This is a genomic window from Paenibacillus sp. FSL R5-0623 (assembly GCF_037974265.1).
In the GTDB taxonomy this organism is placed as follows: Bacteria; Bacillota; Bacilli; order Paenibacillales; family Paenibacillaceae; genus Paenibacillus.
This window is the reverse complement of the sequence record NZ_CP150233.1, coordinates 6,585,886-6,602,944: the sequence shown is the minus strand read 5'-3', so window position 1 is coordinate 6,602,944 and position 17,059 is coordinate 6,585,886. Positions and strand designations below refer to the sequence as shown.

The window sequence follows — 17,059 nt, the reverse complement described above, 5'->3', positions numbered from 1 at the left end:
TAATCTAGTTTTGCTGCAACAAAAACGAGCGAATGCCTGTCGTGACCAGATCATGGTCTTCCTCATCAGGCAAACCCGATACCGTAATGGTGCCGACCTGTCCCTCATTTTCCAGGATCAGCGGGAAAGCGCCACCAGCCAGAACATAGTCCGATGAAGGCAGATTGAAGTCTTGCTCAAGTGTCTGGTTTTCACTTCTCAACCGTAGGGCCGTATGCCAAGAACTGGAGGAGAAATGATTCACCACGTTGTTTTTACGTCGAATCCAGTCTTCGTTGTCGGGATGAGTGCCTTCCATCGCATGCAAAAAGAGACGATGTCCTTTCAGGGTAATGTCGATGGTCACGGCTTGGGAACGACGCTTCGCTTCTTCGATCAGATGCAGGCCAAGGTTAAGCGCCGTTTCAGAGTCAAATTTTCCAAATACCAAGTCCTTTTCTTCCTGTTGCATTTCCTTTAATTTCTCTGTCATGGTCAGGTTCAAATTACAGGCAGCCCCTTTTACGTATATGATTGATGTCTACATTCGACATGGAGTGGTGTAGTCCCTTCTCGATGCAGTCTGAACGAGGGTAGTAGATTTTTTATGCAAGTTAAAGACCGCTCATTTGGAGACCTTACATCGGCTGTGTTAAAGTGAAGGGAACCTAATATACAAAACTCTTAAAGTTAAAATAATTTGTCGTTCAGTAGGCAGGAGGAGAGGCACGATGCTGTTTTATTTTGTAGCACTGCTGGTAACTTTGGTTGATCAGGGAACCAAGATTGCAGTGAGGATGTATATGGAAGTTGGCGACGTCATGAGAGTGGGTAACTCGGGCATGCAGTTACAGCATTACGAGAACAGTGGAATGGCTGGCAGCATGTTTCAGGGAAATGCGCGTCTGTTCGGTGTGATTGCTGTTCTGTTCATAGCAGGCATGCTGTATTACCGGAGTAAAGGTGAGATTCGCGGTTTCTGGATGCAAGCTGGCGCGGGTTTTATGGTTGGCGGGGCGTTGGGAAATGCAATCGATCGATTTATCTATGCCCGGGTAACGGATTTCCTCGTATTTCCGTCAGGACGCGGGATTTTGAATCTCGCTGATGTTGCAATTAACATCGGTGTGGTCATGATTATCATTGGCATGTTGATTCGTGCATATCAGAGTTATCGGGCCAAGCGTTTACGTAATGCTTTGCCGAAAGCAGAACGTTCGTAAGACGTGAATATAAGCTTTATAGTGGCTGAATATAAGCTTATTGAATGAGGGACATTGGATATCATCCAGTGTCCTTTTTGTTATGCGCGATTCAGGTCATGGGAAGAACTGCCTTGATTCATTTTTACCGAAACCGTTTTAGAAATAATAAAGACCTATATCATCCATTGAGATTGAAGTCGGTTTGGTAGGATTAACCAAGTGGTTATTTCACCATCTGATTGGGTAAATTCTTACGTATAAAGCTGAGGGAGGTACAACATGAGAACAACGCTAACCAAGGCTCTCGGGACAATGTTGCTGTGTGGAATGATGGCTGTACTTTTATCTTCCTGTACCAGTGGAGATAGCGCGAATGGCAAAGTGCAGATTGAATTTTTCCAGAACAAGCCTGAAGCCAAAACAACCTTTGATGAATTAATTAAAACGTTCAACGCGGAGCATGACGATATTCAGGTGACACAGGTGAATCCACCCGATGCGGAGACGGTATTGAAGACGCGTGTTGTCAAAAATGATATACCGGATATTATGGCCATGGGTGCAACCGACACCTATTCCATTCTGGCTCAGAGTGATATTTTCACCGATCTGACGGACAGCTCATTACTCCAGACGATTGATCCGAACTACATACAAATGCTGAATGATCTCACAGGCATGGACGAAGTGACTGGTATTCCTTACGCGACTAATGCAAACGGCATCATGTACAACAAAACGCTGTTTAAGGAAATGGGATTGGACGTGCCCAAGACGTGGGATGAACTCATTGCAACCGCCCAAAAGATTAAGGATGCAGGTGAGATTCCATTTTACTTCACATACAAGGATGACTGGCAGACGAGCCTGCCCTTCAATGCACTGGCCTCCAATCTGGTCGGCATTGATTTCTACCAAGAGCGGCGTGATAACAAAGTGACGTTCAAGGAGAAATACCGCGAGGTAGCTGAGAAGCAACTGGAACTCATGAAGTACGGTCACGGCGATAACTTTGGTAAAGCCTATTCGGACGGTAACCGTGCCTTTGCTAACGGTGAAGCTTTCATGTACATCCAGGGAACCTGGGCCATCTCGGAGATTCGCAAAGCGAATCCAAATGTCGACATTGGTTTCTTCCCATTCCCTACGGGCAACGATGCAAACGAGATCAAGCTGGTGAACGGGATCGACTCCCTGTTTACCATTGCGGCGGACACGCCTAATCGCGAGCAGGCGGAGACGTTTATTGCGTTCCTGTTAGAGCCTGAAAATATCGGAAGATATATTGACGAACAGACGCTGTTCTCTGCGGTAGAAGATGTGAAGCAGGATGATCCGGCGGTACAGGAATTGATGCCTTATATCGAGCAGGGCAAGGTCATTGACTTTCCCGATCACTATATTCCGGCTGCGGTGCAGCTGAATTCCATCGTACAGTCCTTTTTGCAGAATCAAAACATCGACAACTATCTAGATACACTCGACAAAGAATGGGACAAGGTCGCGAACCGGCGTTAAGCCTTGTCTGAAGGAGGATGGAGTATGAACAAGCGTATCGCACCTTATTACTGGATGACGGTTCCGGCAGTTGTGTTGTTCTTTGTGTTTATGACACTGCCGGCCCTCCAGGGCATCTATTATTCATTTACGAATTATAACGGATTCGGGAAAGAATATGATTTTGTTGGCTTCAAAAACTATTTCAACTTGTTCCAGGACGACAATGTAGGTAACGCTTACTGGTTTACGTTCAAGTTCGCGATCGTTGTGACGATCCTGACCAATATTCTGAGCCTGCTCATTGCACTTGGGCTGAATGCCAAGATCAAGTTCCGTAACTTTTTCCGCGGCATCTACTTCCTGCCCAATATTCTGAGTGTACTGATCGTAGGTTACATATTTAACTACCTGTTCTCCAACGTATTCCCGATCTGGGGACAAAATCTGGGCATCAATGCGCTATCCACCAACATTCTCGGTAGCGAGAGTCTGGCTTGGATCGGTATCGTCATTGTTGCAGTATGGCAATCCGTGGCCCTGAATACGATTCTGTATTTGGCTGGTCTGCAAACGATACCAATAACACTGTACGAGGCATCCAACCTCGACGGCGCAGGCAAATGGCGTGAATTCTGGAGCATTACTTTCCCGCTTATTGCCCCATTCTTCACCATTAATATGGTGCTGGCCATGAAAAATTCACTTATGGTCTTCGACCAAATCGTAGCCTTGACCAACGGTGGTCCCGGGCGGGCGACACAGTCCATCTCCCATCTGATCTACACCGGCGGATTTGAAGGCGGCGAATATGCATATCAATCTGCGAACTCGGTTATTTACTTCATCGTTATTGCGGTGATTTCAATTCTGCAAATCCGGTTCCTGCAAAGAAGGGAGATGGATCTGTAATGAGAAGCCGTACACGAATCAATTGGCTCGTTATGTTGCTCGTTGTGCTGGGTACCCTGTTTATCCTGTTCCCATTGTATATGACCGTTACGATAGCTTTGAAAAATCCGGAACAGATGGCCCAATCGGTCTTTGCATTTCCGACCACACTTCACTGGGAGAATTTCGCGAGGGCCATCGACATGACAAACTTCTTCCAGTCGTTCCGTAACAGTGCAATCGTTACCGCATCCACCGTGCTTTTGACGTTGCTCAGTAACTCAATGGTGGCTTATGCGATTGCACGGAATATGGAGAAACGAAAGTTTTTCAAAGGACTGTACTATTACTTCGTCAGCGCGATGTTCATTCCATTTCCGATCATCATGTTGCCGATTGTTAAGCTGACCGCATCGCTGGAGATGACAAATCTGGTAGGTCTGATCCTGCTGCACACGGTATATGGCCTGGCATTTAACGTATTTGTGTACGTGGGATACATCCGGTCCATTCCGGTAGCGCTGGAGGAGGCGGCTTTTGTGGATGGAGCGACAACCTGGGGCACGTTCTGGAGAATCATTTTCCCGCTCATGGCGCCCATCAGTGCCACGGTTGGTATTCTGACTTGCCTGTCCACGTACAACGACTTCTTGCTGCCACTCATTATTATCAGTGATCCGGGACAATACACGCTGCCGCTGGTACAGTATGTATTCCAGGGACAGTTTAATACCGAGTTTAACCTTGCGTTTGCATCCTACCTGCTCGCGTTGCTGCCGATGATTATCATCTACCTGTTTGCGCAGAAGTGGATCATCAACGGGGTTACACAAGGGTCTGTGAAATAACTGGAAATGATGTGGGGAAGAAAAGATAGATGTAAAAGGAATGGACATATGAAGGGAAGATGAGTAAAGAGAGGTGGACTGTAAGAGTCCCCTCTCTTTTTTGATCATAGCTATTTAACGTTCGGAACGCTACAGGAGGATTGATTAACCTGTAAAACTATGCTATTTTTTATTCGTTAGTTTAATCGGTAAACAAAGGCAGATGAGAAGAAGATTAAGGTTTAATTTTGCAAGCGCTTTAATGAAAAGAACTGAATACGTAGATAAATCCGGCATCGTTTGTACCCAGTCTTCAAGAGAACACAGGCGTAAGATGGTGGGTTCTTTTACATGCCAAAAAGAGAGGAGAATGGGGAAGTTGCACGGGAAAAAAGGACATTTTAACTCACTTCGCAATCAGATTTTCATTGGTTTTGTTATGGTGATGCTTGTTGTTCTATTGCTCGCAGGCATATCGGCCTATGATCGGGTAGCTGCTCTGCTGAAAAGCAATGCGGAGAAACATATTCACCAAACCGCCGTCCAGGCCAGTGGCAGATTGGATGCACTCATTGCACAAGTGAATTCGCTGACTGCCCAGGTGGCGGATGATTCATACGTGCAGCGTTTGCTCAGCGATGAGAAGCAAGGCAACCCGGCGACCTTTAATCAGCGTCAAGCCCTCTTGCAGATTGCAGGAAGTTATCAGTCTTTCATCAACGGAGCGCAAAGTATGGAGATATACACTACGGGTTATAACCGCATCTTTCCGATGGATGACCGATCCCTCGATCTCAGAGTGGAGCGCAACTGGATCAACCTGGCGGATGAAGGAAAAGGCAGACTGGTATGGGCAGGCGCTGACCCTGAAGATCCGGGTGTGCTCCTGGCTATTCGGCGGATTAACCTGCTGGATCATTCTTTCGAACATGGAGGTTATGTGGTGGTGCGGATGCAGCGCAGTTTTTTTCAACTCAATGATTCGAATGGGGCAGATGGTTCGCAGGACTCGATCATGCTCTTGGATGGGGCAGGCGAAGTGGTGACTTCCGATCTGGAAATTAATCTCGATCCCAAAGCTATATTGGACAGCGGATCAGTTGTGCAGAACGGGGAGGAATCCTATATCGTCGTCCGGCAAAAATCGGAGTTAACGGGATGGACACTTGCTGTCCTGACCCCGCTGCGAGAGACAACGGAAGGAGTATCCATCCTGAGAACGGCGTTGCTCGTCTCGGGAATGATTGGTGTGGTTCTATTCCTAATCATGTCCTTCTTTTTGTCCACAATGATTACACGTCCACTCATACGGCTGATGCGGGCCATGCGCAGTGCACAGCCGGGAGCAATGAGACCTAATCTAATGGTCAGCTCTACGACGGAGATCAATGAACTCAACGACGTATATAACCAGATGGTCTACAGGCAGAATGAATTGACCCGTGTGGTTCATGAGAAGGAAGTCATGCAGTCCCGGACTGAGCTGAAGGCGTTGCAGTCTCAGATTAATCCCCATTTTCTATTCAACACATTGGAGGCATTCTATTGGTCCCTTGAGGAAAAGGGAGACGAGGAGATGGCACGTATGGTTGTGGCGATGTCCCGATTATTTCGCTACATCATCTCCAGTTCGCAACAGGATGAATGGGTTACGATGGCGGACGAGCTGGAACACGCCGAGCGTTATCTTCAAATTATGCAGATGCGGTTGGGAGAGAGAATGCAATGGGAGATTCAGCTGAGTGATACGGTGCGTAAGGTCGCAATTCCGAAACTTCTTATACAGCCCTTGGTCGAAAATGCGATTCTTCATGGGATTGAAAGTAAACTGGGACCGGGAAAAATCAGTATCCATGTGGATGCTTTGACTGAGAAAAATCTGGTTCGCATTGTGGTTCGGGATGATGGTCCCGGTATGGATGAATTACGGCTTCAATCTGTCATTCATGCTTTACATGGCGGGCCGGCTGTGTCCAAGAAGGGGACAGGTGTAGGTCTAATCAACGTACATCGGCGACTGAAGCTTTACTTTGGCAGCCAACTTGGCGAACATTGCAGGCTTTCCATAACAAGTAAGGTGGGGGAAGGGACCGTCATTTGCTTTGTGATTCCCATGGGGAACGGAGGGTGCATATGATTCATGACAAAACGATTCTTATCGTTGATGATGAGCCGCGTACAAGAGAGGGTATTCGCAAAACACTGGAAGGATGGTCGGCAGGACGAAATCACATTCAGACTGCAGAAAGTGGTGTCGAGGCTGTGGAATGGCTCAAGAAAAAACCGGCAGATCTGTTGATAACGGATGTTCGCATGCCGGAATTCTCTGGCTTGTCTCTGATTGAAGCCATTCAACATTTTTCGAACAAGCCTGTAGTCCTGATTATGTCGGGACATGCCGATTTTCAATACGCCCAGCAGGCCATGAAGTTGGGTGTTGTGGAGTATATGTTGAAACCGATTGATAAGGAACAATTACTGCAGACCGTCGAAAAAGCTCTAAAGTTCAGCGAACAACAGCGACGTATTCAAACGATGCAAGATATGGTTGACCCCAAGCTGCTGGATGTTAAGGAGCGAGGGGAACAAAGGCTCAATAGCCAGATCAGTGAAGCTTTGACCTATGTGGATACTCATCTGGGTGAACATGTGACCATGCGAGAAATCGCTGATTTACTCCATCTCAACTCCAGTTACTTCAGCGTATTGTTTAAGGAACAGATCGGCATCAATTTTAGTGAATACCTTACTCGCAAACGCATTCAACGCGCGAAGGAGTTGCTTGTGCAGACAACGATGCCAATCTCGGAGATTGCGGAACAGGTGGGTTATCAGACGGATAAGTATTTTATAACGGTATTTAAAAGCCTTGAGGGGCTAAGTCCAAGCAAATATCGGCATTCCCTATCTGAACGAGATAACAAATAACCTCAAAAAAGTGGAGTTTTTCCAAATTGTTCTGGTCTTATAGAGGCAATAGGCCCGTGCTACAATTTGGTTAAAGCGGTTACATTAACCGAAAAAACCAAGGGGGTTGGAATAATGAGCAAAAAGACGATGGCCATTCTTCTGTCATGGACGCTGGTTCTCGCCGTAATTTTATCCGGATGTAACAGTTCAAGTTCGGATGAAGAGGGTGAGGCGGGCAGCAACGGAACAGATGGGAAAGTAACCCTCAAATTCATGCACCTCTGGCCAGCAGGCAGTTCCGCACAGCAAAACAAACTGGTCAACGATATCATCAAGCAGTATCAGACGGATCATCCGAATGTAACCATTAAGCAGGAAGTGCTGGAGAATGAACAATATAAGAACAAATTGAAAATTCTGTCGGCATCCAATGAACTTCCCGATGTTGGTGTAACTTGGGCTGCTGGATTTCTGGAGCCTTATGTGAAGGGAAACCTGTTCGCGCCGGTCGATGATCTGCTGAGCGACTCGCTGGGCGAGAAATTCATAGCCGGAACAACAGAAGCTTATGCGATAGACGGTAAAACATATGCGCTACCAATCGAGTTGAATATCTCCCCCATTTATTATAACAAAGCCATTTTTGCGAAATATAACTTGCAGCCGCCAGCAACGTACGATGAATTCCTGAGTGTGCTAAAGACACTGACAGAGAACGGTGAGGTTCCGATCGCACTGGGCAATAAAGACCGCTGGACGGGCTCGCTCTGGTATATGTATCTGGCGAATCGGTTAGGTGGAGATGCATTGGAAAAGGCCATCAATGGCTCTGGCAAGTTTGACGATCCTGCGCTGACTCAAGCTGCTGCCGAGGTACAAAAGCTGGTGGATATGAATGCTTTCAACAAAGGCTTCAACGGGTTGTCTAACGATGAGGGAAAATCCGAATTCATGAACGAAAAAGCTGCCATGTACCTGATGGGTACCTGGGAACTGCCAAACTTCACGACCAACCCGGACATCCCGCAGGAATTCAAGGACAAGATCGGATTTTTCAAATTCCCAACAATGGAAGATGGCAAGAGCGACATTAACAGCTGGGTAGGTGGTCCAGGCGTAGGACTGTTCGTGGCCCAGAACTCCAAAGTGAAGGAAGAAGCGGCGAAGTTCGTGCAATACTTTGTAGAAAAATGGGGTGAAAGTTCGGTAACTGAAGCAGGTGTCATCCCGGCTACCAAAGTAGATACAGCTGCAGTACAGCTGCCACAGCTCTACATCGACCTGCTGAACGAATTGAATCAGGCCAGCAGTCTCACGCTTTTTGCAGACGTACAGATGAAACCGGCAGCCGCTCAGGCACATCTGGACATGATTCAGGCGTTATTTGGCAAAGCGGTAACACCGGAGGACTTTGTGAAGAATCATCAGGCTGCAATTGATAAAGGCAATTGACGTACACGTGCTTGAACGCTTGAAGGGAGGATAATGTGATGGACAAAGTCATGTCCAACCGTCTCGTTGCTGCGTTGTACGTGCTTCCTGCACTGCTTCTGCTGCTGGTCTTGGTCTACATCCCGATCGTGCTCACCGGGTATTATGGGTTGATGCAATGGGACGGGATCGGTGCAATGACCTTTATTGGATTGGATAATTACGCCAGACTGCTTCAAGACGGGACATTCTGGCAGAGTGCGAACCATACTTTTTTGCTTGCTTTGTTCTCTGCGCTGAGTCTGATCGGTTATCTGATGATTGCTCTAGTGCTGTCAGGCAAGATCAAGGGGGCCAATCTGTTCCGCAAAATATATTTGATCCCGATGCTGCTGTCTTCGGTCGCGATCGCTCAGTTATGGCTGAAGATCTATCATCCCAGCAATGGTGTGCTGAACACCTTTCTGGAAGCGATCGGCTTCAGCAATCCGCCAGCCTGGCTGGCGGAGCCATCCCTGGTGTTGTATGCACTGTTCGTGCCGATTCTATGGCAGTATGCAGGCTTCTATATTTTGATCTATTATGCGGCCCTCAAAAATATTCCGGAATCTCTGGTGGAAGCAGCCCGGATTGATGGGGCAAGTCCTTGGCAGATCGCTTTTCGAATCAAGCTGCCCCTTATTACAGAAGTCATCAAGGTGACTGTGGTACTGGCTGTGGTGGGCTCACTCAAGTATTTTGACCTCATTTACGTGATGACCGATGGCGGACCAAATGGCTCCAGCGAAGTGATGGCCTCCTATATGTATCGTCAGGCGTTCCGTAGCTTCGACTTTGGTTACGGCAGTGCTGTAGGGTTCTTCCTGCTCTTGATCTGTCTGCTTGTTACCTGGCTGCTTCGTAAAGCGACAGCATCCAAAGATACGATCCAGTATTCCTGACGCTAGTTCGTGTCTGAAAACTCGCTGAAGTGCTTTTCGCCCCCTGCTGCGTCACTTTCCCTTGACGTGCCCCGGCACGCCTGCGGAAAATTTCCCTGCTTGGAACGAAAATTCGGCAAAATCTGCCACCTTCGGAGTTTCCAGACACGCCCTAGTGAAATGAAAGGAGGTCCATCCCGATGAAGACGGATACGGCCGTTAGATTGCCAACTTACCCGGGGACAGGCCGAGGTTCGGCGTGGTTAAGGAGATTCGGATATGTTCTGCTGTATTTCCTCTTGTCCCTGGTAGCTTTGCTGCAAATTTTACCCTTGGTATGGCTGCTGTTATTCTCGCTTAAAAATAATCAGGAAGTATTCGACATGGCGCCTTTTTCCCTTCCTGCTACCCCGCGTTGGGAAAACTATGTCAAGGTATGGACAGAGGGAAATATCAGCTTGTACTTCTTCAACAGTGTATGGATTACCGTGGTCTCGGTGGTGGTCACCGTGCTGTTTGCCAGTCTGGTGACCTTTGCCATTACACGTATGCGCTGGAAGGGTCGTTCGCTGGTGCTGGGGCTTTTCATGGTGGGTCTGATGATCCCTGTACACTCCACGTTGATTCCGCTGTTCAGCTTGTTCCTGAAGCTTCATCTCACCGATCATCCTTTGTCAGTCATCTTGTCTTATATTGCTTTTAATATGCCAATTACCATTATGATTCTACTCGGATTCTACTACGCGCTTCCCCGGGAAGTGGAAGAAGCGGCAGTGATGGATGGCTGCTCCGTGCATCGGATTTTCTTCCGGATTGTGCTGCCGATGACGTCTTCCGTCATTTCCACAACGGCAATCATCAACATGATCTATAACTGGAATGAGTTCATCTTTGTTAATACGTTCATCAGTACGGATTCATACAAGACCCTGACCGTGGGGGTACAGAACTTTATCGGTCAATATACAACGGATTGGGGAGCCATTGGTGCCACGCTGATGATTAGCATTATGCCGATCCTGATTGCTTTTCTCATCCTGAGTAATCGAATCGTGGAGGGCATTGCTGCGGGTTCTGTTAAAGGTTAAAAGGCTGAGGGCCTAAGGTCCTTCCATTACTTGCTTAAAAGCGAGTTGGGAGGGACCTTTTTGTCTTCTGCAACCTCTGGCAGGCGTACGCAAGCGGGGCTTTATGAAAGTGGTGAAAATACCTATTTATGGAATTACAAAAAACTTTCAACTATTTTCGCAAAACTACTGCATTTTCAAACCACCTGTGCTAACATACCCTAAGAATTAAAGCCCACATGGGAAAGGTGAGAAAATGACAGCAATATCCTCAACCAAAGAGTCCCTTCGTTCTGATGCCAAGGATCTGAATCTGATTCGACTTACATGGCCTATTTTCCTGGAACTCTTCTTATTTATGTTGATGGGGAGCGTGGATACGCTCATGCTCAGCTCGGTATCCGATAATGCGGTCTCCGGCGTTGGAGCAGCCAATCAGATTATTTCTATCGCTATCCTTGTATTGGAAGTCATTGGTCATGGTGCTGCGATTGTAGTCGCACAATATATCGGATCGAAGAAGTTAAGTGAAGCAGCACAAGTTACGGGTAATGCGATCACACTGAATCTTATTGTAGGTCTGGTCCTGAGCGGAATCTTCCTTCTGTTCGGAGGACATTTGTTATCACTCCTGAACATTCAAGGCGAAATTTATGATTTTGCCCGTTCGTATATAAATATCGTCGGTGGCGGTATCTTCCTTCAGGCACTCATTAACGCGCTGGCTGCGACGATTCGTACACATGGTTACACCAAAGAAACGATGTATGTTGCTGTATTCATGAACGTGATTCACGTTGTTGGTAACTATGCATTGATCTTTGGACACTTCGGCCTGCCGAAGCTTGGGGTGGAAGGGGCAGCGATCTCCACGGTGGGAAGCCGGTTTATCTGCCTTCTGATCTTCTTCTGGTTGTTGTATCGTGTGAGCGAGGTACGGGTGGATTTTGAATACTACATTAAGTTGTCCAAACATTTTATTGGCAAAATTCTGCGGATTGGCATTCCGTCTGCGATGGAATCCATGGTATATCATTCCTGCCAGCTCGTGTTCACGCTGTATGTGACCTATCTGGGTGCAGAAGCTATGGCAACCAAACAGTATGCGGGTAACATCTCCAGCTATATCTACTTGTTCAGCATGGCGATTGGTATGGGGACATCGATCATTGTAGGTCGGCTTGTGGGTGCGCGGCGCAAAGACGATGCGTACAAACGTGTTTTTGACAGTGTAAAATGGGCCCTTCTGGCCACGGTTATCATTGATGTAATCATCATTTTTTTCCGTGTACCGCTGATGAGCATATTTACGGATAATCCGGAAATTATCAAGCTGGGGGCTCAAGTGATTCTACTCAGTCTGTTGCTCGAAACCGGACGTACCTGCAATATTGTGATCATTGGTTCCCTGCGTGCGGCAGGGGATGCAAAGTTCCCGGTATACATGGGTCTGATCTCCATGGTCTGCATGAGTCTGCCACTCGGATATCTGCTCATATTCAAGCTTCATCTGGGGCTCGCTGGTGTGTGGCTTGCCATTGCGGCGGATGAGTGGACCCGCGCGGTCATTATGTACTTCCGCTGGAAGAGTAGAGCTTGGGAGAAACATGAACTAGTGGAGCATGATGACGAAGAGGTTGGTGCACAGCCGGTACCGGCTGTCTGACGAATAGATAAATGAACCTGCTGTAGATCAATGAAGTGGCTCTACAGTAGCCACAGGGCAGCAGTTTCCCAGGAGAGTCAATTACGGAAAGAATTCAATTCGTGATTGGCTCTTTTTTGCGTTCGGGAAAGAAGTGAAGATAGCAAAAATGATCAAAACGGCGGTTACACCATTCACGTATAGTAGGGATATGGAAGGGGGCTTTACCTCAGTTGAGCCGTTACCGTGCAATGATTCAGCAAAGTTTGTTCTATATTGAGACTCATCTGCATGAGCAGATTGGACTGGAAGAAGTGGCATCCGAGGCGTTGTTGTCGCCATATCACTACCATCGAATTTTCCGTAATGAGGTGGGCATGACCGTCGTGGATTATATCCGCAACCGCCGGATGAGTCTGGCGTCCACGGTCCTGCGAACCACGGATGTGGGCATTTTGGACATCGCCCTGGCATGTGGTTTTGAGAGTCAGGAAGCCTTCACCCGCGCATTCCGCAAATTATATGGCATGCCACCAGGACGTTTTCGCAAATTGTTCGATCTGAAATTATTCGAAGGAAGAACCAGAGGAGGAGAATTACAGATGAGTCAGACGTCAACGATTACAGGCTGGATGTTAACCGGAAGTCATCCGCAAAATTATGAGATGGGCATTGATCCTGCCGAAGTGCATCAGGGAAAAGCATCAGGATATTTGAAGGCCGTTACGCCGATGGAGCCTAACGAGTTCGCAACAATGATGCAACAGTTCAGAGCGGACAAGTATGTGGGTAAGCGGATGAAGTTATCGGGATTCGTGAAGACCGAGCATGTGGATGCGTTCTGCGGATTATGGATGCGTGTGGATAATAACGTCCATGATGTACTCCAATTTGATAACATGCATGATCGGCCAATTACGGGTACGCAGCCATGGAATCAGTATAGTATTGTGCTTGATGTGCCGGAGGGCAGCGCGGTCATTTCTTTCGGGGTTATTTTGAACGGTAAAGGAAAAGTGTGGGTTGACAGCTTCCGCTTCGAGGAGGTTGATCTGAACACACCGCTGACACATATGGAGACAGAATACGAGATGTCCGACGAGCCGCTCAATCTGTCATTTGAGGAGTAGATGCAATTTAAGTGCAGATCCATTATCAAGCTGAGGCTATATGGGAATTATGATATAATACTGGTGAGAATGGAGCTGATGCTGAGTGACGGAATTACTCGATCCACGAGTAGATTTTGTGTTCAAACGCATTTTTGGAAGTGAGCAAAACAAAGATGTTTTGTTAGCTTTTCTGAACAGCACGTTTATAGAGACCGGCGAATCTCCTCTTACGGAGATCACTGTGGTTAACACGTATACAGATAAGGATAGTCCAGAGGATAAACAATCCATTCTGGATATTAAAGCAAAGACGTTAGAAGGCAAACTAATTAACATTGAAATGTAGCTGTTTAACCCGTATAACATGGAGAAAAGGACGTGTTTTATTGGAGTGAGATGTACTTTCATCAGATAAAAAAGGGTGAAAACTATAGTCTACTCAAAAAATGCGTGACTATTAATATACTCAACTACTCCTGTCTGGATAATGAGCGATATCACAATGTTTTTCATTTACGAGAAGATCATACAGGTATTGGTTTGACGGATGATATCGAAATACATGTGATGGAACTAACCAAATTGGATGAGTATTCTGTTCCGATGGAAAAAGGCGGACTCGTGAATTGGTTATTATTCCTTAAAGGAATAGATACATCAAACTGGGAGGTGCTGGCCATGAATGAACCGATGTTGAAAAAGGCGATGGATACGCTGGAATTTCTGAGTCAGGATGCGTCCACCAGAATGGCCTACGATGCTCGAATGAAAGCATTGAGTGACGAAAAATCAATGATTGAAGGCGCACGAGCTGAAGGAGCGGCTGAAGGCAAGAGAGAAATGGCTCGTGAGTTACTCACACTTGGCGTAGATCTCTCTGCTATAGTTAAAGCATCTGGACTCTCTGAAGATGAAATTAAGAAGTTATTGCCTAAACAGTAACATGAAACGGGAATCTATAGATTAAGGGCTGATCCAATCACGGGTTGGCTCTTTTTGTCGTCATTGGGGTATAAAGAAAGTAGAGCCAAGTCCAAGCTGAGAGGATGCAAGCTTTTCATACAAATTGCAAACTCATCCATAGCTAAATCGCACGGACCTTGCTAACATAAATAAAAAAGAACTGAATATTTACACGAAAACGAGGAGTGCAGAACCAGTCTGAAGAAACGAAGTTCAAAGCTTTCTGTCAGAAAGCTACTTTGGAAGCATATGCTACGCCCTTTATCACCGGATTTCCCCTTTGGAAGAAGGGGATTAAAGAAATCTGGGGATAACAGCGATCAGAAGACGGTACTGCACTTGAAGTTATCTCGTGTAACGTAGAGGATGAATCCCATGAATAAAAAAGTGCTCGTGGTAGATGACGAATCAAGTATCGTCAGTGCCATTGCTTACGCGCTGCGGCGCGAAGGATATGAAGTAGAGACTGCGAGTGATGGCGAAGAGGCCTTGGTCAAGGTCGCATCGTTTCACCCACAGGTCATGATTCTGGACGTCATGATGCCCAGGCTCGATGGATACGGGGTATGCCGCAGGCTGGAGGACCGCGAGGATATCGGCATTATTTTGCTGACCGTCAAAAATGATATCGTGGACAAAATCGTTGGCCTGGAAATGGGCGCCGATGATTACATGACCAAACCGTTCGAGATCCGCGAACTGCTCGCAAGGGTAAAAGCACTCATGCGCCGTGTCGAGAAAAGCAGTCCACCACCTGACGATTCGAAGAATCAGGCCATCGTGAATGGCACACTGCGTATTCATGTTGCTCACCGCACGGTGACCGTGAATGAGGAGAAGCTGGATCTGACACCAAAAGAGTTCGATCTGCTGACCATTCTCATGTCCAATCCTGAGCGTGTGTACACACGAGACGATCTGCTGGACCGGGTCTGGGGCATGGAATATGCAGGTGGGACACGGACCGTGGACATTCACATCCAGCGTTTGCGCAAGAAAATCGGGGATACAGATCAGCAAAAATTGCAGACCGTATACGGGATTGGCTACAAAGCATCTGCACCTGAAACAGGCGGGGCCATATGAGAGTCAGCATCAAGCTGAAGTTCAGTGTTTTTCTGGCAGCATTGCTTATCCTGACCGTAGTTGTGCTTAGTTCACTGGTTCTGCGCGGTATTGAACGCAATCAGCAGTCACAGATTGAGGGTATTCTATCACAGCAGACACGGCTGGTGAATCTGAATGTGCGACAGTCCTACTACACGGAGTCCGTTCATCTTGAACAGGACGTTTTTTTACAACAAAACGGCCGCAGGCTTGCACAGGAACTGGCCAACTCTACCGGATTGCCGATAGCGCTCTATGATATGAAAGGCCAGCAAGTTGGCTCATCGATCAGTTCCGGGGAGAGTGCGATTGTTCAGGATACGCTCAACTATGCACTGCAAAATAAAATTGCCTATCATGAACAAGGGGATACCTTGCTCTATGCCGCACCACTGGACGGTCCGGATGGACAGATGGGGGCTGTATGGATGCAATATCCGGTCCAAAGCTACCATGAATTCTATACTCGCATCCTTCAATTGTTCATATGGGCAGGAATTACCGTTGTTGCGCTGAGCTTCATATTAGGTTATTTGTTCTACAATCGGTTTGCCGTTGCGATTACCCGACTGAAGAGGTCCGCAGATTCCATTCGCGAAGGGCACTACATTACGGAGTCTCCTTTAAAGCGTAAGGATGAGTTGGGGGAGCTGGGGCAGGGCATTTATTATATGAGTACATCCATTCAACAAAATATCACAGCCATGCATGCGGAGCAGCAGAAGCTGCAACTGGCGATTGAGAAACTTCAGGCGCTGGAACAGCAGCAGAAACAATATATCGGTAACATTAGCCATGAGTTCAAGACACCGCTGACATCGATCAAAGCTTATGTGGAGCTGCTCGACATGTATAAGGATGATCCGCAACTGCTTGATGATGCTACGAGTAACATTGGCAAAGAAACGGAGCGGCTGTACGAGATGGTCGAGAAAGTACTACATTTATCTGCTCTGGAGAAGTATGACTTCGAGAACCAGGCCGAAGATGTAGAGGTCAGCGCTCTGCTGGAGGATGCCTGTGGCCGGATGCGTGGGAAAGCGGAGAAGTTTGCGCTGAACATGGAACTGGATCTTGAACCGGCGGTGATCCGCAGCGATCGGGAGAGTCTTATGCATATTTTCATCAATATGCTGGATAATGCCATCAAATATAACGTTCCGGATGGTGTGATCCGGGTGAAGAATGAACTACGGATGCAGGAGCGTCAAGCGGTCATTCGCATCTACAACTCGGGTATGCCGATTCCGGGAGAGGCGCGGGAGAAGATTTTTGAACCCTTTTATACCGTGAACAAAGACAGAGCCAGAAAAACCGGTGGAACCGGACTGGGGCTATCTCTCGTGAAACAGTTTGTTGAAAAACAGGGCGGTACAATCACCCTGCTGTCGGGTGATCCAGAAGATGGGGAAGGTGTGACGTTCCAGCTCATGTTCCCTTTGGCTGATTCAAGTTTACAAGTTCGAAACAAGTCTGAATAACTTTGGAAGTATGCGATGTGTATG

14 protein-coding genes and 1 pseudogene are annotated in these 17,059 nt (G+C 47.2%); 14 read left to right on the top strand and 1 reads right to left on the bottom strand.

Annotated features, from left to right (window positions below):
- Positions 1-4 precede the first annotated feature (4 nt).
- Complete coding sequence (locus tag MKY92_RS28865) at positions 5-472, bottom strand: heme-degrading domain-containing protein (protein WP_339298485.1); 468 nt, start codon at positions 470-472, stop codon at positions 5-7.
- A gap of 238 nt (positions 473-710) precedes the next feature.
- On the opposite strand from MKY92_RS28865, the gene lspA reads away from it, so the two are divergent.
- The 14 genes and pseudogenes from lspA (at position 711) to MKY92_RS28795 (ending at position 17,035) form a co-directional block, all read left to right on the top strand.
- Complete coding sequence (lspA, locus tag MKY92_RS28860; protein WP_339298484.1) at positions 711-1,202, top strand: signal peptidase II; 492 nt, start codon at positions 711-713, stop codon at positions 1,200-1,202.
- Between the two features lie 261 nt (positions 1,203-1,463).
- Positions 1,464-2,702, top strand: coding sequence for an extracellular solute-binding protein (locus MKY92_RS28855; RefSeq protein ID WP_339298483.1), 1,239 nt, complete (start codon positions 1,464-1,466; stop codon positions 2,700-2,702).
- Between the two features lie 24 nt (positions 2,703-2,726).
- Positions 2,727-3,593, top strand: coding sequence for a sugar ABC transporter permease (locus MKY92_RS28850; protein WP_339298482.1), 867 nt, complete (start codon positions 2,727-2,729; stop codon positions 3,591-3,593).
- On the top strand, positions 3,593-4,420 hold the full coding sequence (locus MKY92_RS28845) for a carbohydrate ABC transporter permease (protein WP_339298481.1): 828 nt from the start codon (positions 3,593-3,595) through the stop codon (positions 4,418-4,420). The genes MKY92_RS28850 and MKY92_RS28845 overlap by 1 nt, the downstream gene beginning before the upstream one ends.
- Positions 4,421-4,778: 358 nt before the next feature.
- Positions 4,779-6,536, top strand: coding sequence for a sensor histidine kinase (locus MKY92_RS28840; protein ID WP_339298480.1), 1,758 nt, complete (start codon positions 4,779-4,781; stop codon positions 6,534-6,536).
- Positions 6,533-7,327, top strand: coding sequence for a response regulator (locus MKY92_RS28835; RefSeq protein ID WP_339298479.1), 795 nt, complete (start codon positions 6,533-6,535; stop codon positions 7,325-7,327). The genes MKY92_RS28840 and MKY92_RS28835 overlap by 4 nt, the downstream gene beginning before the upstream one ends.
- Positions 7,328-7,441: 114 nt before the next feature.
- Positions 7,442-8,761 carry an extracellular solute-binding protein gene (locus tag MKY92_RS28830; protein ID WP_339298478.1) on the top strand — a complete coding sequence of 440 codons (1,320 nt, stop codon included), beginning with the start codon at positions 7,442-7,444 and terminating at the stop codon, positions 8,759-8,761.
- Between the two features lie 38 nt (positions 8,762-8,799).
- Positions 8,800-9,681: a sugar ABC transporter permease gene (locus tag MKY92_RS28825; protein ID WP_036606643.1), complete on the top strand. Its 882-nt coding sequence runs from the start codon at positions 8,800-8,802 to the stop codon at positions 9,679-9,681.
- 179 nt (positions 9,682-9,860) lie between these two features.
- Positions 9,861-10,748 carry a carbohydrate ABC transporter permease gene (locus MKY92_RS28820; protein WP_339298477.1) on the top strand — a complete coding sequence of 296 codons (888 nt, stop codon included), beginning with the start codon at positions 9,861-9,863 and terminating at the stop codon, positions 10,746-10,748.
- Positions 10,749-10,983: 235 nt separating this feature from the next.
- Positions 10,984-12,393: an MATE family efflux transporter gene (locus tag MKY92_RS28815; RefSeq protein ID WP_339298476.1), complete on the top strand. Its 1,410-nt coding sequence runs from the start codon at positions 10,984-10,986 to the stop codon at positions 12,391-12,393.
- A gap of 230 nt (positions 12,394-12,623) precedes the next feature.
- The gene (locus MKY92_RS28810) at positions 12,624-13,502 is read left to right on the top strand and encodes an AraC family transcriptional regulator (protein ID WP_339298475.1); all 879 of its coding nucleotides are present in this window, start codon (positions 12,624-12,626) and stop codon (positions 13,500-13,502) included.
- Positions 13,503-13,587: 85 nt separating this feature from the next.
- A pseudogene (locus tag MKY92_RS28805) lies at positions 13,588-14,426 on the top strand (Rpn family recombination-promoting nuclease/putative transposase).
- 396 nt (positions 14,427-14,822) lie between these two features.
- A complete protein-coding gene (locus MKY92_RS28800) occupies positions 14,823-15,533 on the top strand; it encodes a response regulator transcription factor (protein ID WP_338589125.1) in 711 nt (236 codons plus the stop codon).
- On the top strand, positions 15,530-17,035 hold the full coding sequence (locus MKY92_RS28795; protein ID WP_339298474.1) for a HAMP domain-containing sensor histidine kinase: 1,506 nt from the start codon (positions 15,530-15,532) through the stop codon (positions 17,033-17,035). The genes MKY92_RS28800 and MKY92_RS28795 overlap by 4 nt, the downstream gene beginning before the upstream one ends.
- The last annotated feature ends 24 nt before the right edge of the window (positions 17,036-17,059 follow it).